Origin of the sequence: Segatella copri (genome assembly GCF_019127135.1) — a bacterium.
In the GTDB taxonomy this organism is placed as follows: Bacteria; Bacteroidota; Bacteroidia; order Bacteroidales; family Bacteroidaceae; genus Prevotella.
Genome location: NZ_JAHOEA010000001.1, coordinates 119,982 through 140,163, shown reverse-complemented (window position 1 = coordinate 140,163; position 20,182 = coordinate 119,982). Strand labels below are relative to the sequence as shown.

At 45.3% G+C, this 20,182-nt stretch carries 15 protein-coding genes; 4 read left to right on the top strand and 11 right to left on the bottom strand.

The genetic code is table 11. From position 1 onward, the window contains the following. Positions 1 to 25 precede the first annotated feature (25 nt). From KSW37_RS00470 to KSW37_RS15945, 3 genes are all read right to left on the bottom strand, one after another. Positions 26 to 691, bottom strand: a complete 666-nt coding sequence (locus KSW37_RS00470) for a uracil-DNA glycosylase (RefSeq protein WP_118253897.1) — start codon at positions 689 to 691, stop codon at positions 26 to 28. A 102-nt stretch (positions 692 to 793) separates the two neighbouring features. Beyond that, positions 794 to 2,317, bottom strand: coding sequence for a 2,3-bisphosphoglycerate-independent phosphoglycerate mutase (gene gpmI / locus KSW37_RS00465; RefSeq protein WP_117692940.1), 1,524 nt, complete (start codon positions 2,315 to 2,317; stop codon positions 794 to 796). 125 nt (positions 2,318 to 2,442) lie between these two features. Continuing rightward, the gene (locus KSW37_RS15945) at positions 2,443 to 3,297 is read right to left on the bottom strand and encodes a winged helix-turn-helix domain-containing protein (protein ID WP_254368520.1); all 855 of its coding nucleotides are present in this window, start codon (positions 3,295 to 3,297) and stop codon (positions 2,443 to 2,445) included. Between the two features lie 429 nt (positions 3,298 to 3,726). Between KSW37_RS15945 and KSW37_RS00455 the strand changes: the two genes are divergently transcribed. From KSW37_RS00455 to KSW37_RS00440, 4 genes are all read left to right on the top strand, one after another. Next, a complete protein-coding gene (locus KSW37_RS00455) occupies positions 3,727 to 4,590 on the top strand; it encodes a GLPGLI family protein (protein WP_217312998.1) in 864 nt (287 codons plus the stop codon). A gap of 87 nt (positions 4,591 to 4,677) precedes the next feature. Continuing rightward, positions 4,678 to 7,188, top strand: a complete 2,511-nt coding sequence (locus KSW37_RS00450) for a hypothetical protein (RefSeq protein WP_217312997.1) — start codon at positions 4,678 to 4,680, stop codon at positions 7,186 to 7,188. Between the two features lie 162 nt (positions 7,189 to 7,350). After that, entirely contained in the window at positions 7,351 to 7,689 is a 339-nt protein-coding gene (locus KSW37_RS00445; RefSeq protein ID WP_117587082.1) for a helix-turn-helix domain-containing protein, read from the top strand. Next, positions 7,686 to 8,780, top strand: coding sequence for a type II toxin-antitoxin system HipA family toxin (locus KSW37_RS00440; protein WP_217312996.1), 1,095 nt, complete (start codon positions 7,686 to 7,688; stop codon positions 8,778 to 8,780). Before KSW37_RS00445 ends, KSW37_RS00440 begins: the two co-directional genes overlap by 4 nt. Before the next feature lie 133 nt (positions 8,781 to 8,913). Here the strand turns inward: KSW37_RS00440 and KSW37_RS00435 are convergent, their stop codons facing one another. From KSW37_RS00435 to KSW37_RS00400, 8 genes are all read right to left on the bottom strand, one after another. After that, positions 8,914 to 11,268 carry a beta-glucosidase gene (locus tag KSW37_RS00435; RefSeq protein WP_217312995.1) on the bottom strand — a complete coding sequence of 785 codons (2,355 nt, stop codon included), beginning with the start codon at positions 11,266 to 11,268 and terminating at the stop codon, positions 8,914 to 8,916. 665 nt (positions 11,269 to 11,933) lie between these two features. Then, a complete protein-coding gene (gene trmB / locus KSW37_RS00430) occupies positions 11,934 to 12,704 on the bottom strand; it encodes a tRNA (guanosine(46)-N7)-methyltransferase TrmB (protein ID WP_217312994.1) in 771 nt (256 codons plus the stop codon). Between the two features lie 171 nt (positions 12,705 to 12,875). Next, positions 12,876 to 13,583 (bottom strand): ABC transporter ATP-binding protein, encoded by a 708-nt coding sequence (locus tag KSW37_RS00425; protein ID WP_217312993.1) that lies wholly within the window; start codon positions 13,581 to 13,583, stop codon positions 12,876 to 12,878. Positions 13,584 to 13,675: 92 nt separating this feature from the next. Next, positions 13,676 to 15,076 carry a DUF5687 family protein gene (locus KSW37_RS00420; RefSeq protein WP_217312992.1) on the bottom strand — a complete coding sequence of 467 codons (1,401 nt, stop codon included), beginning with the start codon at positions 15,074 to 15,076 and terminating at the stop codon, positions 13,676 to 13,678. A 263-nt stretch (positions 15,077 to 15,339) separates the two neighbouring features. Further along, entirely contained in the window at positions 15,340 to 16,302 is a 963-nt protein-coding gene (locus tag KSW37_RS00415) for a glycoside hydrolase family 43 protein (protein ID WP_217312991.1), read from the bottom strand. A gap of 9 nt (positions 16,303 to 16,311) precedes the next feature. Beyond that, a complete protein-coding gene (locus KSW37_RS00410; RefSeq protein WP_254368519.1) occupies positions 16,312 to 17,436 on the bottom strand; it encodes an endo-1,4-beta-xylanase in 1,125 nt (374 codons plus the stop codon). Positions 17,437 to 17,473: 37 nt separating this feature from the next. Continuing rightward, positions 17,474 to 18,907, bottom strand: a complete 1,434-nt coding sequence (locus KSW37_RS00405) for an MFS transporter (RefSeq protein ID WP_217312990.1) — start codon at positions 18,905 to 18,907, stop codon at positions 17,474 to 17,476. Positions 18,908 to 18,972: 65 nt separating this feature from the next. Next, entirely contained in the window at positions 18,973 to 20,178 is a 1,206-nt protein-coding gene (locus KSW37_RS00400) for an SGNH/GDSL hydrolase family protein (RefSeq protein WP_437183101.1), read from the bottom strand. Positions 20,179 to 20,182: the final 4 nt, after the last annotated feature.

The window sequence follows — 20,182 nt, the reverse complement described above, 5'->3', positions numbered from 1 at the left end:
TAGCTATATATAAAAATAGGTGTACCTACCATTGGATAGGCGTAATTCCGTTCTGCTGCAGATATGCATTGCAGCGGGAGAAATGATGATTGCCAAACCAGCCGCCTCTGTTGGCTGATAATGGCGAAGGATGCACGCTCTCTAATATCAGGTGCTTGCTCGTATCGATGAGCTTCGCCTTGCTTCGGGCATAACCGCCCCAAAGGATAAACACCAGGTGTTCCTTATCCTTGCTGAGCGCCTTGATGGCAGCATCGGTAAACTCCTCCCAGCCTTTGCGCTGATGACTCGCAGCCTGATGGGCACGAACGGTAAGGGTGGCGTTGAGCAACAATACTCCCTGCTTTGCCCAGCGGGTCAAATCGCCCGTGGCTGGCATCGGAGTGCCGAGATCCATCTGAATCTCCTTGAATATATTAATCAATGATGGTGGGAAAGTGATTCCGTCCGGCACAGAGAAACTCAGTCCCATCGCCTGACCCGGCTCATGGTATGGATCCTGTCCGATAATCACTACCTTTACATCATCAAAAGGACAGAGATTGAAGGCATTGAAAATCAAGCGACCCGGAGGATAACAGGGCGTACGCAGGTATTCCTCTTTCACGAAGTTTGTGAGGTCAACAAAATACTGCTTGTCGAACTCTTCTCCTATATGCTGTCTCCAACTTTCTTCTATCTTTACGTTCATGCTTAATATAAATTCAAAAGTATCTTAAGATACTTATGCAAGTATCCTAAGATACTTGGCCAAGTATCTTAGGATACTTTTTTGAGGTATATAAAATCGTTTTTACTTGTTGTCAGAAATCAAGTTCTCACCTGTCATATCTGCAGGCTTCTCCAAGCCCATGATATGGAGGATAGAAGGAGCAACATCTGCCAAACGACCATCCTTAACGGTAGCTGAGTTGTTGTCAGTTACGTAGATGAATGGAACTGGGTTCAAAGAGTGAGCGGTGTTTGGTGTTCCGTCCTCGTTGATAGCGTGGTCTGCATTACCGTGGTCAGCGATGATGATAGCCTCATAATCGTTAGCCTTGGCAGCCTCGATAACGTCCTTTACACAGTTGTCAACAGCGTGAACAGCCTTAGCGATAGCGTTGTAGATACCAGTGTGACCTACCATATCACCATTAGCGAAGTTTACAACGATGAAGTCGTACTCCTGAGTGTTGATAGCACCAACCAACTTATCCTTTACCTCGTAAGCGCTCATCTCTGGCTTCAAGTCGTATGTAGCTACCTTTGGAGAAGGAACCAGGATACGGTCTTCGCCCTCGTATGGAGTCTCACGACCACCATTGAAGAAGAATGTTACGTGAGCATACTTCTCAGTCTCTGCAGTGTGGAGCTGCTTCTTGCCCTGTGCGCTCAAGTACTCACCGAGGGTATTCATTACGTTCTCCTTAGGGAAGAGGATGTGAACGCCCTGGAAGCTTGCATCGTATGGAGTCATGCAGTAGTACTGCAAGTCCTTGATGGTGTGCATGCCTTCCTCTGGCATATCCTGCTGAGTCAATACCTGTGTCAACTCCTTGGCACGGTCGTTACGGTAGTTGATGAAGATAACAACATCACCCTCCTGGATAGTACCGTCAACCTTTGAGTTATTGATTGGCTTGATGAACTCGTCTGTTACGTCCTCATCGTAGCTCTCCTGCATTGCCTTCACCATATCGTCAGCCTGCTTACCCTTACCCTCAACGAGCAAGTCGTATGCTTCCTTTACACGGTTCCAGCGCTTGTCACGGTCCATAGCATAGAAACGACCCACGATGCTTGCGATGTGTGCACCATTCTTGTCGCAGCAAGCCTGAACCTCCTCGATGAAGCCCTTACCGCTCTTAGGGTCTGTATCACGACCATCCATGAAGCAGTGAACGTATGTTTCCTTCAAACCATATTCCTTACCAATCTCAATCAACTTGAAGAGGTGATCCAAAGAAGAGTGAACACCACCGGTAGAAGTCAAGCCCATCAAATGGAGCTTCTTACCTGTCTTCTGAGCATAGCTGTAAGCGTTGATGATCTCCTGATTCTTCAAGATGTCACCGCTCTCACAAGCCTTGTTGATCTTAACGAGGTCCTGATATACCACACGACCAGCACCAATATTGAGGTGACCTACCTCAGAGTTACCCATCTGACCGTTAGGAAGACCAACGTCCTCTCCACAAGTCTGGAGAGTAGAATGTGCTGAAACTGCTGTCAAATAATCGAGATAAGGAGTTGGAGTCTTGAAGATAACATCACCCTTATCATGCTTACCGATTCCCCATCCGTCGAGAATCATTAAAAGAGCTTTTTTTGCCATAATTACATAAAATAATTTAAATTCGAATTTCAGTGTGCAAAGTTACAACAAAATAGGTGAAGGACAAAATAAATTAAGATAAAAAAACTTCCACCTTTCTAAAAAGATGAGAGTTGATTACAAGATCAACAGGTTCGCAGGATATATCCCTTCTTGATGACAGCTTCGATGCTTACCTTTTCATCCAGGTTCAATGCACGTCGAAGATAGGTAATCTGCACGTTCAGGGCAAGGGAATTGGAGTATGAGTCATCCCCCCAGACTTCATTCAGTATGAAATCCCGCTCTACAAGCTGGTTCTGGTTCTCGGCAAGAAGCTTCAGAATTTCAGCTTGACGAGATGTGATGACTACTCTGGAATTACCACATAGCAGTTCATTCTGCGCATAGTAGAAAGCAATGGAACCGATAAAAACAGCAGATTCTTCACCTTTGTCGTCTTCTTTCGGTTGCTTCAACTCATAAATCATATTCTTCAGGAACTCATGGCGAATGCCATCAATGCGTTTCTGGAAGACTATGGTCTTAACCAGATAATACAGACATCCTATCAATATGAAAAAGAGAAAGATGCTTCCTATCAATTGCCACATCATGGCTTTGAGCGTTCGAGTAACAGGAATGAGCACCTGAAAAGAAATACCTTGGCGAAACATTGGGTTCGTCTGATACTTCACAGTCACCACACGTGACCATCTGCCTTCGACATCATATTTTGTATTCAGGAAGACGGTCTTGTAATCCAGATGTCGAAAAGAGGATATCTTCCCATATCCCTTATCATCCAGTAATCTTTGATAAGAAGCCAACGAGGGATGCTTACCTATATAAGCCAGATATCTGCTAATGATGAGATAAGCATCATCACCCGTAAGATCAGGATCATTCAAACGGACAAGAAAGCGATGATTGTTCCAAAAAGAAAGCGTTGTACGGCTACATCCCTTCTTCATATCATATTCAGATTCTATCTTAAGCATAACCGTATCTCTTCTACCTTTCGTAGATGAATTTTCCTGTAACTTTTTTCTATTCTTCAAATCTTGCGCTAACACCTCATCACAATCCTTTTTGAATTGCTCTACCTGCTGGTCTAAGCTATATTGACATTGAAGATGGAGCCAATATGCCTGCGTGCAGAACAACAATACGATTGCTACCCCACATACCATCCACACTATTTTCAGCTTACTGTTACTTTTCATACATTCCTGATCTTTTGAATTTGACGGCAAAGTTACTGAAAAATCCGTAAACAAAGGCAAGAGTAATAAAATAATAATAGGCGAAAAGAAGCAAAAGTAATAACTCAGTAACAGAAATCATCGATTTCATCGGATAATCTCAGTACTTTTGCATCACAAAAACGAATGAAACAGATAAAATAATGAATAAAAAAGACGAAGATTATGAAAAAGGTATTATTGATGGCATGGCTTGCATTATATGCTTGCATGCTCCAAGCGCAAACAGTAAACCTGTTCGATGAATCAAGCATTGGCATGGGAGATTCCATTGATCAGGTAAAGTATCAGGTAGTATATGATGCCGAGTATATTTACGAAAAGAAATATACCAAGACCGACACCATCATTGGCCGCATCGAAGAGAAAATGCTCTTGCAGATTGGCAATAAGTACTCCGCATTCTACAGTTATCCGATATTCCAAAGAGACTCTACCATCTCTGCGAATATGGCAAAAGGAATACCTGTCAATTTCTCCGGTAATGGCGGACAGATTAATTGGAAAGTATATAAGAACTATCCAGAACCGGGCAAGACTGCCTATCTCGATTTCTTTGCTGCCGACAGATATGTGTGCATAGAGCCGATGGAACCGATAGACTGGCAACTCACAGACAGCATCGACACCATCTGCGGATACGAGTGCCACCAGGCAATTGCCAAGTTTAAGGGTAGAACATGGATAGCTTGGTATACGGAAGACATCCCTATTGACAATGGTCCCTGGAAACTGAGCGGACTGCCGGGATTGATACTCAAGGCTCACGACTCCGAGAACGATTATGGATTTACGGCTGTAGGACTCACTACAGACAAAGGCTCCACACCTATCTATTATAAAGGTAAGACATTCGAGCCTATCGACCGCAAATCATTGACCTCCATTTACAAGAAATACTATGCCGACCCTATCGGCTATCTGCTTCAAGATGCCAAGTATGCTGCAATTGTAAAGATCAAGGATGAAAAAGGAAATATCCTGAAGCATTCCAAGCGTGCTGAGCCATACAATCCGATTGAAAGATAATTAGCAGTTTACTTTTTTGCCAGACAAGCGTCTTAAAGACATCAGCAAGATAAGTGTCTAAGGTAAAATAGAAAAGAGAGAAAAAAGATGAAGAAAATAATAGTTCTTTTCACTATTCTGTTCGTGGCGTACCATGCGTTTGCCCAAGAGAAGATTAGCGGTTATGTGGAAGATTCACTTACACACAACCGCCTGGCCAACGTATCAGTTATTCTGCTGCGCAATGGAAAGCCCTTGAAGTTTACACGCAGCAAGGAAGACGGAACTTTCCTGATTCCCATAGCACAAAAGCAAGCCAGCGATATGCTACAAGCTACCTATATGGGCTATAAAAAGCAAAAAACGGCGGTTTCATCGGGAAAAGAAACCATCATCAGTATGACTTCAACAGCTTTTGTCTTGAAGGAAGTACAAGTAAAAGGCTCTCGCATCACAGGTCGAGACACCATATCTTTCGACCTCACCCGCTTTGCCAACGAACGAGATAACTCACTGAAAGATGTACTGAAAAAACTGCCAGGCGTGGATATAGAGAAGAATGGTCGTATCAACTACAATGGTAAACCCATCAACCGATTCACTGTGGAAGGTCTCGACCTGACCGGTGGCAAATATAACCAACTAGAGGAGAACATCAAGGCAAAAGATGTGAAAAAGGCCGAAGTCATCGAGCATGACCAGCCTATCAAGGCGCTCCAGAACAAGACCTTTACGGATAATGTAGCGATGAACATCGCCCTGAAAGACAGTGCTCGCAACAAACTGATGCCCACCCTCAAGCCTTACATGCTCGTAGGGCATCCGTCCCACGTAGGCGGAAGCATCAATATCATGCAAATTGGCAAGAAGAAACAGATAATGTATGATGCAGAATACGACAGAACAGGCAAAAATCTCGGCTATGCACTTAACCAACTCGCATCTTACAGCAATCGTCTGGCTCCTGCCTCCCTTCCATCATGGATATCAGCACCATCGCTTGACGCTCCTATCGACGAAGAACGCCTGCGCTTTAACACCTCGCAAAAATACTCCATCAACCATATCAAGAAGAACAAGGACGATGCAGAGACTCGCATAGAAGCCAACTATCTTCGTACGGTAACCAGACAAGAGCGAGAGAACATGAGTATCTACGACCTCGGCGGCGAAGCTCCCACAGTTACCACGGAGCACAACCAAAAGACGATGATCAGCGATGCCTTCAATATGCAATGGGAGAACAAGGTAAACAAGGCTGAGCATTATGGCAACGAGAGCATCAGCCTCAGCACAGCACAAAGCGACGGTTTGTCAAACATCAACGACACGCTTACTCAACGTGTCCGCATCCCAAAGCTCGACCTCTCGGCAAGTATCTACCGTCTCTTCGTCTTCAAGAAAAGTCAACTCTCTTGGCGTAGCACTGCCGACTATCACCATGGTGTGGCGGACCTCTACGTTAACGAAGAGCGGAATCGCATCCGCACCAACCTTTGGCATACAGCCCACGCCTTACAGTGGATGAGGAATCGCTTCCACTGGACACAGGAATATAGAATGAGTATCGACCTCAACAACATCTATGCAAAATATCAGAAAAGAAGCGATGAAATCGGAAAAAACAGTCTTAACATCACAGGGAAGTTCACCCCTTACTGGCAATACAAGACCGAGACGTTCCGTATGTCGTTCTCTCCCGATTTCATCTGGGAACGCTTCACCTATCCACAGAAAACTCTACTTACCATATCACCCTACCTTTACTTATATAAGAAATTGGATTTCCGTAGAGAGTTGACTATCTACACAGGATACATTACAGGAACAGGCAATGCCACCAACTACGCCATGAAGCAATATCGTCAAAGTTATCGCTCTTGGTACGCTTCGAGCGACATCATTCCGATAACTCGTTCTCTTTATGGCAAGTTGAGTTACGACTACAAGCGCCCTATCAAGGAAATCTTCTTCAGCGCATCGGTCAATGCCAGCAAAAACTGGATGAACACGGCATCCGATCTACGCATCGAGGATGGCAAATACTATACCTCATTATATAAGCAGGACAGCAAGAGCAACAACCTAGGGGCATCACTCTACATATCGAAGGGCTTCTACGACCTTCATCTTAAGACCCGACTGGAGGGCAGTTACAACTACAGCAAGGGTGAGCAATACAGCAGCGGCAAAGCCATCAGCTACACCGCAGACAACTATACTGTGAAGCCTAGCATCGACTTCTCGCCGTCCTGGTGTGCCTTTAGCTATGAGGGAGAATTCTCTTTTTACAACTCGAAACGTCAAAAAATGGCGAAGTCATCGTTATTTAATTGGCGCCAAAGCGTATCTGCCACCGCTACCATCAGCCATGTGGACCTCTCCTTCTCGCTCGTACATTATCGCAATGAACTGCAAGAGGGCAGCCATCTTAACACCCTCCTTGGCGATGCCTCGGCAGTATGGAGAATGAAAAAGCTCCGCCTTTCAGCAGAGCTTCGAAACCTTTTCAACAAGAAGAACTATATGGAAACCATCTATAGCGGCATCAGTACATTGACCGACAGCTATCATCTTCGCCCTCGCGAACTGATGATTTCCGCCCAGTATTCCTTTTAAACAAGAACTCCCATCTCAAAAAAGAGACGGGAGTTCTTTGCTTTTAAGGATAAAAGACAAGGTTATAAGGGATTTTGACTTTTTAGTTGATTTTTATTTGGAACATAATATTATTTTTTGTATCTTTGCAACTGATAATATCTTGTTATTATCCCCATAATTATGCAAGAAACGAATAATATATTAGCAATATTAGATAACTACCTCCACGACAATCCTGATGAGATTGCAAAGGAGATGGCAAACGACTTCAGAAAACGAAGAATAGAGAAGAATCTGACACGTGAGCAAGTGGCAGACAAGTCAGGCGTTGCCGTCAGCAACATCACCAGATTCGAACAAAAGGGCCTCATCTCCCTCAAAAATCTGATAGGTATCGCCATAGCTTTGGAATACACATCAGAAATCAAGAACGTCTTCTCGCAACCCAAGTACTCCACCATGGAGGAGTTGCAACAGATAAAAAGAAACGCTAACAAGAAAAAGGCTTACAGACAATGAAACATATAGAATCTTTAGCCGTGAAATATCACCAGGAGAAAGTCGGCACACTGTCATTGAGTGCCGATGGAAAGGTATGCACCTTCGAATATGACAATCAGTGGTTGGCATCTGGCTTTAGTATATCTCCGCTGGAATTGCCACTGAAGCCTGGTCTTTTCATTGCCAAAGCCACCCCTTTCAACGGGAACTTTGGCATCTTCGAAGACAGCCTACCCGATGGATATGGTAGATACCTATTGCATAAAGCCTTGCTAAAAGAGGGTATCAACGACTTTGAGCTATCTGCTCTTGACCGACTGAGCATCGTGGGCAATGGAGGTATGGGGGCATTGACCTACGAACCTATAACTTCTATCCAGACTGGACACGAGATTGATGACTTTGACCTTTTACAAGCCAAAGCCTTGGAAGTATTGAAGGAGCAACAGGATAATGACGCAGGATTATTATTATATAATAGTGGTAATAGTGGCGGTTGTCGCCCGAAAGCCATTTTCACAAATGAGGATGGTCATTGGTTGGTCAAGTTTCGCCATACCTATGACCCACAAGATATGGGAAAGCAAGAGTATCATTATAATGAGATAGCCAAGCAATGTGGTATCCAAGTACCCGACTTCAAACTGGTAAACAACAAGTATTTTGCCTGCCGTCGCTTCGACATTTCTCCAACAGGCGAACGCATTCACGTAGCCACAGCTGGAGCCTTGCTCAACGTTTCCCTTACCAACCCCATTCTCGATTACCTTAACCTTTTGGCACTTACAGGTTATCTTACTCAGAGCCAAGAGGATGTAGAAGAGATGTTCCGCCGTATGGTTTTTAATTATATAATGGACAACAAGGACGACCACTGCAAGAACTTCTCTTTCTTGGTTCAGAAAGAGAGCGATGGCAAATGGCACTGGCATTTAGCTCCTGCCTACGACCTCACCCATTGCACCGAGGGATATAATGGTGAACACGCAACATCTGTAAATGGAACTGGGCATCCGACCGTAGAGGATATGATAGCCGTTGGCGTAAAGAATAAAATGAAGGAAAAGAAATGCCGCGAAATCTACGAAGAGGTAAGCGAACTATGCTAGAATAAAAGCGAACTATCTGCGTGCGCTGTGTGGTCTATTCCTTACAACGGAATTACAATAAAAACGCCTCTATCTCTTTTTCTGAGATAGAGGCGTTTCTGTTTAATCTATTTCATTTTGCACAAACCACGAATTATTTATTCTGCTTCAGATAGTTCAACTGAACCTTAGGAGCGCAGGCATTGCTTGTCTTCTCGGTGTATTCAGATACCTTCAATGTAGCAGTACCCTTGATGTTCTCTACGTCACTACCTACCTTAAAGAGATAGTTACCTGCATCTACCTTCCACTGGCTGTTGGCCTCATCGAAGCTGGCAAGATCGCGCTTTTCGAGGGTCATCTTCAATGTCTGGCTCTCACCTGGATTCAGCAACTTGGTCTTGCCGAAGGTCTTGAGCTCCTTGGCTGGCTTCTCGTAAGCGCCCTTTGGAGCGGTGACATAAACCTCAGCAACTTCCTTGCCGGCAACCTTACCGGTATTCTTGATAGTTACGCTAACCTCGATATTGTTGCCTTTAGCCTTGACTGATGGCTTGCCAAACTCGAAGGTAGTGTAGCTCAAACCATAACCGAAAGGATAAGCCACATTTTTCTTGAAGGTATCAAAGTAGCGATAACCTACGTAGATATCCTCCTCGTGGTTGCTATAATCGTAACCCTTGATGTTACCCTTGCTCCAATCCAGCAGATTCTTGTAGGTGTACATATCGTAATCCTTGGCGAAGTTGGCAGTAGATGGATGATCGGTAGCAGCGATAGGCCAAGTCATGGTCAACTTACCCGATGGATTTACCTTACCGGTCAGAATATCAGCTACAGAGTTACCACCCTCGATACCTGGCTGCCAAGCTACGAGAATAGCATCCACACGGTCTCTCCAGCTGGCTGTCTCCATCACAGAACCAGAGTTGATGATGACAATTACCTTCTTGCCCTTGGCATGGAAAGCATCAGATACACGGAAAATCATATCCTGCTCTATCTGACTGAGGTTGAACTCACCATTGATCTGGCGATCCATTCCCTCACCTGCCTGACGGCCGATGGTGATGATGGCAGCGTCTGCCTTTGGCTCCTCGTTAGCAACACAGCGCTCAGTAATCTCGATTTCATCGAGCTTAGGCTGACCCTGATCCAGGAACCACATCATCGGATTCTTGTCTGCCTTTAACTTAGCCTTGGCATACTTCACATAATTCTGATAGATTTCCGTAAGTTGAGGAGTAGTTGCCACACCGATATTCTTCAAACCGGTAACCATATCTACAGAATAGCCTACATTAACGGCTCCACTGCCAAGACCACCCGACATGAAGTCGTAAGAGTTGACACCGAAGAGTGCCACGGTCTTCAAGCCCTGGATAGGAAGAGCAGCATCATTCTTCAGGAGCACCATACCCTCGGTAGAACTCTGACGGGTGATAGCTGCATGAGCCTTCAAGTCTGGCTCACCACTATATTTATATCCCTTGAATCGAGGAGTCTTCACGATATATTCGAGCATACGGCGAACATTGCGGTCCACATCCTTGATATCCAGCTTGCCATTCTTTACTGCATCAACAATATCCTGCACCTGAGCCGGATAACCCGGCATCATCAGGTCGTTGCCAGCCTCAACTTCCTGTTCCAGCGGAAGGTCGGCACGCTTACCAATCCAGTCGGTCTCCACGATTCCCTTATATCCCCAGTCGTTGCGGAGAATATCGGTCAAGAGTCCCTTGTTGCCCTGGGCATAAACACCGTTAATCTTATTATAGGCAGACATGATAGTCCAAGGATTGCTCTTGCGAACCATCATCTCGAAACCCTTCAGATACAGCTCACGGAGAGCACGCTGGCTCAATCGCTCATCCACCTTGGTACGGTCAGTTTCCTGAGAGTTCACGGCAAAGTGCTTGGCACTTACACCCACGCCCTGACTCTGTACACCCTGTACAAAGGCGGTTCCGATAAGACCCGTTACGATTGGGTCTTCAGAATAATACTCAAAGTTACGGCCACAGAGCGGATTGCGATGCAGGTTCATACCCGGTCCGAGCACAACATCACAGCCATACTCCAGGGTTTCGTTACCGATAGCCTCACCCACCTTGCGCACCAGGTCAGTGTTCCAGGTAGAAGCCAGACAGGTTCCGATAGGGAAACCGGTAGCAAAGTAGCTACGGCTGTCACCTTCGCGATGAGCATCGATATGAACACCGGCAGGACCATCACACTGAACGGTAGTAGGAATGCCGAGACGAGGGATGGCTACAGTAGTACCCGCAGCACCCGGCACGAACTTCTTCTGATGTCCGAGCATAGCACCGCTGCCCACGAATCCATCGTTACCACCGCCCACCAGCATCTGGGCTTTTTCTTCCAAGGTCATCGCTTTGATTACTTCGTCGATGTTGTTGGCATTCAGTTTTGGTGCAGATTGCGCCATCATTGTAGTTGCCATCGCTCCTGCCGCAACGGTAAGAGCCAATTTCTTGTAGTTCATCATTTTGTCGTTTATCTAGTTAGTTATTACTTTTCTGTTCTTTTAGTCGTTTCGTCAGTTCCATACAGTCCCTGAGAATACTGCATTTCTTCAAAAACTTGCTGCAAATATAATAAAATAAGGTGGAAACACCAAGCATTTCCACCTTTTTTTCTTGAATTCAACAAGATTATTCCCGGATTTAACAAAAGGTATAGGAAGAACATAACATACTATACATATCCTTAACCTAAGACTAGTCCTGATATTTAATCTGGAAGTAATCAAAAACAAAACATTCCTTCCATTTCAATCTTTCGCAAATTTCATCAAAAAGAAGAACTGAGGAAAAAGATGTAATGGTAAAAGTAGTCGTCAACTTGATTAATAAAGACAATCAATAAGAATTGCCATTAAAAAGCCGCACAACAGCTGTTCTACGCATGCACAACAGCTGAAAGACAAGCGCACAACAGCTGATGTGCGACCGCATATCAACTGTTGTGCGCTTCGAGATACTTACTGTTCCAACAACTTCTATTGTATCTCCGAACAACTTCAGTTACTTCTTTCAGATACTTATGACGCATTCTTCAAACGCCAATAACGCTTGAGGAAAGGCATTCAAAGCATTGCGGAAGCTTATTCAAAGCATTGCGGAAGCTTATTCAAAGCATTGTAGAAATCTACTTCGCTGTATCCTTTGAGCTTCGCTTATCACGGCGATAACTGCGATAATCATCCAGCGGAATCTCAATATCAGGTTCCACCAGCTCACCCTCACGTGGCAAGGCGAACTTCTGATACTTGATGTTCAAGCCACGCTCTATCCACATACTCTCATAATAGGTCTGGATAGAGAGAATCTTACGGGTTTCCTCATCGATACCCTCCTGATGATAGAGGTCCTCGGTGCGGAAGAGCACAGGCAGATGGTTGCCATCCACCATATAAGTAGTATAGGTGAAGAGGAAGTTGGAGTCCGTCTTCAGATGGATGATGCCACCATCCACGAGGAAGTGGCGATAACGGTTCATGAAGTAAGTAGATGTAAGACGCTTGCGAGGGTTCTTCATCTGCGGGTCAGAGAAGGTGAGCCAGATTTCCTGCACCTCATCATCGGCAAAGAAGCGGTCGATAATCTCGATGTTGGTACGGAGGAAAGCCACGTTCTTCTGTCCTTCCTCTATTGCCTTCTTGGCACCGGTCCACATTCGTGCACCCTTAATATCCACACCGATGAAGTTCATCTCAGGATAGAGCTTGGCAAGTTCCACGGTATATTCACCCTTGCCGCATCCCAACTCCAGCACGATAGGATTATCATTGTGGAAATACATCTCACGCCACTTGCCCTTCATATCGAAAGGCACGTCATCTACAACACTATATGGATACTGGAACACGTTCTCGAAACGCTCCATATCCGCAAACTTAGCTAATTTTCCTTTGCTCATTGATTCTTTTTTTCTTCGTTTGGGTACAAAGGTAATCATTTACCTATAATTATACAAATCATATCATCGGATTTGTATAATATTAACGTAAAAAAGAATCGCCAGGAAGCAATTCTGTTGCTTCGCTGGCGATTCTGAGAGAGAGATATTTATCTATGTAATATCGTGTTCTTATTCCGCCTGAATACCGAAGTACTCGTTGAGTTCGGCGATGGCAGCGCCATCAGCATTCGGAAGATCCTTCACCAACTTGCCTTTCTCCAGCAGGAGGATGCGGGTAGAGATGTCGGCAACGAAGTTGAGGTTATGGCTGGAGATGATGACCGTGGTGCCCTGCTCCTTGCAGATGCGCTGAATCATGTGGGCGATAGTCATCTGAGAAGATGGGTCGAGATAGTTGAATGGCTCATCCAGGAGAAGGACCTTCGGATTAATAATCATCGCTCCGATGATGCCAATCTTCTGTCTGTTGCCCTGAGAGAAATCACGGAGATACTTCTTGGTTCCCATGATTTCATCGTGCATAAAGCCCTCAAACTGAGCCAATCGCTCCAGCAAGGTCTCATCGTCGATGTTATAGACATCAGCGATGAAATCGAAGTATTCCTCAGGGGTGAGGAAGTCGATGAGGAATCTGCCGTCGATGTAACTGCCGGTATATTCCTTCCAGGTTTCACTCTCGTTCACCTTCTGTCCATTGCTTTCCACGAAACCGTCATCAGCCTGAATCAGGTCGAGAATCAGACGGAGCAAGGTGGTCTTGCCCGCACCATTATTACCTACGAGTCCTATCAACTCGCCCTTTGCAACACCCAGATTATCAATATCGAGTACGGTATTGCCATTATATATCTTTTTGAGATTCTGAATCTTGATCATTTTACTTTGAACTTTATTGTTACTTTGAACTTTATGATTAGTAAAGCTATTGAATTCTTCACTCTTCGTTCTTCACTCTTCACTTAATTCTCCTAGCTTTCCATGAACTTCTCCATGCGCTTATACTTGTTCTTCTCGAAGATGGCAGCAATCTTGGCGATGAACCATTTATGGATGGCAATGCTGATGACTGCCAGCGCTACGCAGGTGATAAACCATGCCGTCTCACCGAAGAAATAATAGACGGCACAGACACCAGCCAGCGGGAAGAGGAAGGCGATGGCATAAAGATTAATCTTCAGATTAGCTCCCTGCATACTGAACATGGAAGTCTGGAATATCTCCAGACGGGAAGAGAAGAGTGCTGTTGGCAGATTAAAGAGATTGATGAACACCGCCAGACAGAAACCGCTGATGAGCACCTGGATTCCGATTCCTGCATGCAGGAAAAGGAACGGAAGGGTGAGCAACAAGGCGACAGCACTCACTACCATATAATAATAGAAGCAATTCTGCAGCATCTGTTTAACCTTGACAGGCTTGGTCATCAAACCATGAAAGAAGTTTGCCTCAATACCAAAGGTCCACTGCGACAACACCACCGATGGCAGCAGGATGGCACCCGCCACATAGAGGGTAGTCATAGCCACCTTATCCCCTATCTCCTGTCCCGGTTCTGCAGGAAGCAGGGCGAAGAGATAGGCATCGAAAAGGAAGATGGCGGTAATCATAATCACCATCGTACGGACACGCTTTGCTCTCAATGTTCCGATATATTGCAGACTGAAAAGGTTGATATGGCGGAAACCACGGAACTTGGAAACCTTCTGCTTCTGCTCGTTATAAATCTTTTCGTGATAAAGATAGATGGTAAGTCCGGCGAATACCGCTCCAGCAAGGAAGAAGATACCTATCCATCCCATCCATACCGGGAAGAAGGAAGCCACAAACATATACCCTATCAGCACGGCAAACATTCCCATCCATCCCAGTATCAAAGGCCATTTCAGAATCCACTCCGTAGCCTTGCGGTAGCAGGTGATGTAGATGCCGTCAATATAAGAGAACGCCAGAAACAGAAAGAAGCTGGCAATAACCTGACCTACAGGCAGGAAATAGATAAATACAGGAAGCATAAGCACCGGAAGCACATAGTTCCAGAAGCTCACGAGATTGGTAGTGAGCAGGAACTTGTTCCAAATCTTCTCTGGCACAGGGCGCGACTTCACATAATCATCCATTGCCGTAATATCCCGCTTCATCACCATCTTCATGATGATGTCAGGAATCAGCATACCGACAACGATACCAGCTCCCAACAGGGCAGGCATGTCTTCGCCCCCAAGCTCTCCCCCATTCTCGGTGAAGCTGAGAAAAAAGCTCACGCCCATCACCACATACAGGAAGATGATGTAGCACGCCACGAAGGCATCTCTCTTATGGAAGTTACGGCGCTGCTGCAACCACCAAAGCCTTAAAAGTAATCTCAACATAAATTATTCTTTTTATGGTTTACGGGCACAAAGGTAAATAAAAATATCCAAAATCTCCTACAAAATGATAGAAATAACTTAAAAATAACATTAGATGAAAAGCAAAAGAAAACAGAAAGAGAAGAAAAGAAAGAAAAGGCATATATGTAAAAACGGCATCTCCTCACGAAGATGCCGTTCCTTCTAAACTAACATTAACTTATATATCAACTATTCGTCAAAACTATTATAAACCTAAAAGTCAACTAAAACTTATAATACTCTTATTCTGGCTGAACCGGCAAGATGTTATCATTCTCGTCATAGAAAAGAGGAGCCACCTTTACGCTGCGAAGCCAGGTTGTATCATTAGATGGCACGCAGTCGTGATGGAAAAGATACCACTGTCCCTTGTACTCACAGATACTGTGATGGGTTGTCCAACCTACTACAGGCTCCAGGATAACACCCTTATAAGTAAATGGTCCATAAGGATTATCACCTACAGCATAGCAGAGATAATGGGTATCACCTGTAGAGTAACTGAAGTAATACTTGCCCTTATACTTGTGCATCCAGCTAGCCTCGAAGAAGCGATGCGGATCATCGGCTGGCAATACCTTACCCTCCTCGTCAACGATGACAACAGGCTTTGGCATTTCTGCAAACTGCTGCACATCATCAGTCATCAGGGCTACACGAGATGGCAACGGATTCTCCTTGCCCTCTGGAAGATGCTCATCCTTCAGTGCCTTGTTGTCCTTGTACCACTGAAGCTGACCGCCCCAGATACCACCAAAGTAGCAGTAAATCTTGCCATCATCATCCTTGAACACACAAGGGTCGATGCTGTATGACTTGCGGATTGGGTCGGCATTCGGAACGAATGGACCTTCTGGCTTATCAGCCACAGCCACACCAAGATGGAACACGCCATTATAATCCTTGGCAGAGAAGATAAGATAGTACTTGCCATCCTTCTCCACTACATCGTTGTCCCACATCTGCTTCTCAGCCCATGGCACATCCTTCACATCGAGAATTACGCCATGATCGGTTACCTCACCATCCATCACGTCGTCCATAGAGAGAACATGATAGTCTTTCATCTGGAAGTGACCGCCATCATCGTCGAAGCTTTCGCCGCTATCCCAGTCATGAGATGGGTAAACATACAGGCGACCGTTAAACACATTGGCAGATGGATCTGCCATATAATCCTTTGGGAACAAATATCTTGCTTTCATTGTTATTTATTATTTAAAGAGTTTTACGATTTCCTTCACCACTGGCTTCACCTCGTTGTTGCGGTCGATGAGCAGTGGATAGTTGGTTCTGCCAGGGATAGGCCAGCCATTCAACCAAGAGTGACCATCATTGACACCCCAGAAGGTTACACGGCTGATGACATCCTTGTGACGCTCTACAATCTTGAAGAGATCGAGATAACGCTGGTTGAAGAGCTTCTGCGCCTTCTTGTCAAGTCCCTTCACGTATGGATTGTACTTTTTCTGAAGTTCAAACTTCTGGCTGATTTCCGCTCCGCCGAATCCTTCCGGATTAGGAAGCATGTTCATATCCAACTCCGTCAGCATCACCTTCACGCCTTCACCAGCAAAAGCCTCGATGCTCTTCTCATACTCAGCATAGTCAGGATAATCAAAACCATTGTGGCTCTGCATACCTACAGCATCGATGCGGAGACCCTTCGCCTTCAAATCGCGAACCAGTTTGCAGATAGCCTCTCGCTTGGCTGGCTTCGAAGTAGAATAATCATTGTAGTAGAGTTCTACGTTTGGATCAGCCTCATGCGCAAAGCGGAAAGCCAACTCGATGAACTCCGGACCGATAATCTTATAATACAAAGACTTGCGGTAAGAGCCATCATCCTCGAATGCTTCGTTCACAACGTCCCATCCCTTTACTCTACCTTTATAATGAGTAACCACATTCATGATGTGATTATACATTCTGCCGATGAGCACTTCACGGCTTACCAGATTACCCTTAGCATCGGTAAACATCCACTTAGGTGGCTGAGAATGCCAAACCAGACAATGACCTATCAAGGTCTTGCCGTTCTTCTCTGCCCAGTCAGCGAGTTTATCGCCATCAGTGAAATCAAAGCGATTCACCTCCGGATGATTCTTCTCGCCCTTCATACAGTTCTCGGCAACCACCTGGTTAAACTGTTTCTTCACTACTGCCTCACCTGCAGGGTCTTGTCCATTAGGCAAATCGGTATTAATGGCAGCACCTACCAGGAAGTACTTACCCATAGTTTCCTGGAATGTTGGGATTTGAGCTGCTGAGTTCGCTTTTTGAGCGAAAGCTGTTGAAGCAAGCATCAGCCCCAGTGCCAGAGTTGTGATCTTTTTCATATCTTATATCTATTTTTCTCGTTAATAATTATAGTCTCTAGTTTTCTTCCTTGTGTCGGGCTTCAATCTTCTTATTGATGTCGTCGATGACCTCATCTGTCAACTCATATTTAGAGATGATGAACATCGCCAAGCCCAGCAAGATGGCAGGAATCACACATACCAGCCAACGGATACCCTCCTGTGCCAGAGGAGTCTGCTGCTCCAGATCATTCATGAAGTAAGCACCGGCAGCATTACCTACCGACATCATGGCGAAGGCTGTAATGAAGAAGAGTGCCACGATACGGAGAGGACGGTTATGGAAGAATTCTGTCCACAGGTCACTCACCTTAACATTCTTGGTTTCCTTCTCATCCATTACCACACGTTCCTTGGTTTGGGTAAAGCAGAATACCAGAAGGGCGAAACCTACCAGGGCAAAAATCAGCATGGCAACAAACCAAGCATTACTGTTGGTAGGAAGAGAGTTGCTCTCCTGAGCTGCAGCTGCCTGATAACCGGTCCATGCAAGAACTGCACCAGGAATAACACCACCCAGAGCCATACCTGCCTTATAGAAGATACCGGTCAGGGCATTGACGATGCCGGCAATACGCTTGCCGCTGGTATATTCTGCAAAAGAGATAACCTCTGGAATCAGAGCCCACATATATCCTGTTGCTACGATTACGCCTGTTGATTTGATGAACTGAGCGATATAAACCAGCGTGATATGATCCTTTACAGGTCCCATCTTGCTGATGATATAAAGCATCGCCATACCCACGATAGCCACAGTAAGGAAGATGTAGAACATATTCTTCTTGCCCACCTTTTTCTTGATGGCAGGAACCAGTGGCATAAAGATGAAAGATGGCAAAGAGCCCAAACCCATGAAGAGCGCCATCTCAATAGGAAGATCCTTGGCTGCAGCGAGCATGGCTACCAGGATTGGAACACCTGCCGATACACAGAGTCCACCCACATTTGCCATAAACATACGTACAGAGGTGAGAATGGTTATCTCGTCTGTATCGCGAGTCAGCGAAGAGTTCAAGGCTCCGTAAGGTACATTAATCAATGTATAGAGCATAGACAAGCCTACGTATGTTACATAGGCATAGATAAGTTTGATGGTTTCTGTCTGTCCTTCCATACCATTCCAGAAGCAGAGGATGGCAAGAACAGTAAGTGGCAAACCCGCCAAAACGAGATAAGAGCGATACTTACCCCAACGCGGATTATGCTTATCTACATAAGTTCCTACCAACGGGTCCCAAAGTACATCGACCAAGCGAACCACCAAGAACATGGTGGCAGCCACACCCGGATTGAGTCCGTAGATGTCGGTGTAGAAGAATAACAGATACATGCAGATGGTCTGGTAGATGAGGTTTTGTGCCAAGTCGCCAGATCCGAATCCGATGCGTTGTAGCCAATTCAGTTTGTAGAATCCCTTAGATTCCTGTGTTACAGATGTCTGTTTCATATTTTATTCTGTCATTAAGTTTACACCTTATTATATATATAACATAAAAGATGCATATACTATATTTACTTCAATTTCTCTGCGGCAAACTTGCCCATTGCCTCATATCCCTTCGGATTGAGATGCAGCCAGTCGTCAGAATACTCAGCCTTCAGACGCTGAGGGTCTTTCGGATCGCGGGTCAGCTCATCGAAATCGATGACTTCGTCGAAGGCACCACTCTTTCTGATCCATTCGTTCACGGTCTGTCGCATCGCTTCATGCCAGTAAGAATACCATCCGTTGCCCTTAGTTGGGGTGATAGTTCCGCCATACACCTTGATTCCCTTTGCCTTGGCTTTCGCTATCAGCACCTTGTAGCAGGCAATCAGAGTATCTGTCATGTGCTCATAATTTCCGCCACAGCAGCCGATATCGTTGGTTCCCTCAAAGATGATGAGTTTATCCACACCTGTCTGTCCCAGAATGTCACGGTCGAAACGCTTCATGGCTGGTTCGCTCAATCCGCCTTGCACCACGCAGTTGCCACCGATACCAAGATTCAACACACCGTATGGCTTCTCTGCATTCAGGGCATCCGAAAGGAAATCGGTCCAACGGTTCTGATGGTTAGTAGTACTTCCACGGCCATCGGTGATAGAGTTTCCGAGGATAGCTACCACAGGGGTAGTCTTATCGGTCTTCACATCAATGGCAGAAAGATTGTACCAGTGGTCAGCCTTTTCCTGCTTATCGAAAGCTGCATCTGCAGGTTTCACCGCCTTGCCCTTCACATTACTTACTATATAAGAGGTAGTACGCGAACCACGATGGGATGTTGCATTCACTGGAGTCTGCTTGCCATAATCAATGGTAATCGTGAGACGCTGTCCACTCTTCAGGGCATACTTCAAATCATCTGAGAAGATAGCCTTGCCTGGAGCGATGGTTACATTCTTCTTGCCATTGAATTTAAGATACTTCACCGTCTTGGTCTGAATTCCCCAATTGCTTGGAACATCAGTATCTGCAATATACACCGATTTGATTTCTACCGGCTCCTTGCTCTGCTCGTTGCTGAGCTTCACTCTGAGTTTCTCTCCGCCAAAAGATACATGAACTATCTGTCGGCAAGAACGGTTGCTCAAGCTTTCCTTAGGCATATCTCCCTTTCCTGTCCACTCTACCGCTGTGGCCCAAGAACCTTTCCATACATTCTGTGCAAATGTCATCTGATTCTGTGCTGCGAGCAAGAGTACCAAAGAAAAACACTTTATTGTCTGCTTTATCATTGTT

What these genes read in the sequence shown, in the direction of transcription:
- KSW37_RS00420 (WP_217312992.1), bottom strand. Translation starts at nt 15,076, where the DNA reads ATGTTGAGATTACTTTTAAGGCTTTGGTGGTTGCAGCAGCGCCGTAAC.
- KSW37_RS00470 (WP_118253897.1), bottom strand. Translation starts at nt 691, where the DNA reads ATGAACGTAAAGATAGAAGAAAGTTGGAGACAGCATATAGGAGAAGAG.
- KSW37_RS15945 (WP_254368520.1), bottom strand. Translation starts at nt 3,297, where the DNA reads ATGCTTAAGATAGAATCTGAATATGATATGAAGAAGGGATGTAGCCGT.
- KSW37_RS00455 (WP_217312998.1), top strand. Translation starts at nt 3,727, where the DNA reads ATGAAAAAGGTATTATTGATGGCATGGCTTGCATTATATGCTTGCATG.
- KSW37_RS00405 (WP_217312990.1), bottom strand. Translation starts at nt 18,907, where the DNA reads ATGAAACAGACATCTGTAACACAGGAATCTAAGGGATTCTACAAACTG.
- gpmI (WP_117692940.1), bottom strand. Translation starts at nt 2,317, where the DNA reads ATGGCAAAAAAAGCTCTTTTAATGATTCTCGACGGATGGGGAATCGGT.
- trmB (WP_217312994.1), bottom strand. Translation starts at nt 12,704, where the DNA reads ATGAGCAAAGGAAAATTAGCTAAGTTTGCGGATATGGAGCGTTTCGAG.
- KSW37_RS00400 (WP_437183101.1), bottom strand. Translation starts at nt 20,178, where the DNA reads ATGATAAAGCAGACAATAAAGTGTTTTTCTTTGGTACTCTTGCTCGCA.
- KSW37_RS00450 (WP_217312997.1), top strand. Translation starts at nt 4,678, where the DNA reads ATGAAGAAAATAATAGTTCTTTTCACTATTCTGTTCGTGGCGTACCAT.
- KSW37_RS00435 (WP_217312995.1), bottom strand. Translation starts at nt 11,268, where the DNA reads ATGAACTACAAGAAATTGGCTCTTACCGTTGCGGCAGGAGCGATGGCA.
- KSW37_RS00445 (WP_117587082.1), top strand. Translation starts at nt 7,351, where the DNA reads ATGCAAGAAACGAATAATATATTAGCAATATTAGATAACTACCTCCAC.
- KSW37_RS00415 (WP_217312991.1), bottom strand. Translation starts at nt 16,302, where the DNA reads ATGAAAGCAAGATATTTGTTCCCAAAGGATTATATGGCAGATCCATCT.
- KSW37_RS00425 (WP_217312993.1), bottom strand. Translation starts at nt 13,583, where the DNA reads ATGATCAAGATTCAGAATCTCAAAAAGATATATAATGGCAATACCGTA.
- KSW37_RS00440 (WP_217312996.1), top strand. Translation starts at nt 7,686, where the DNA reads ATGAAACATATAGAATCTTTAGCCGTGAAATATCACCAGGAGAAAGTC.
- KSW37_RS00410 (WP_254368519.1), bottom strand. Translation starts at nt 17,436, where the DNA reads ATGAAAAAGATCACAACTCTGGCACTGGGGCTGATGCTTGCTTCAACA.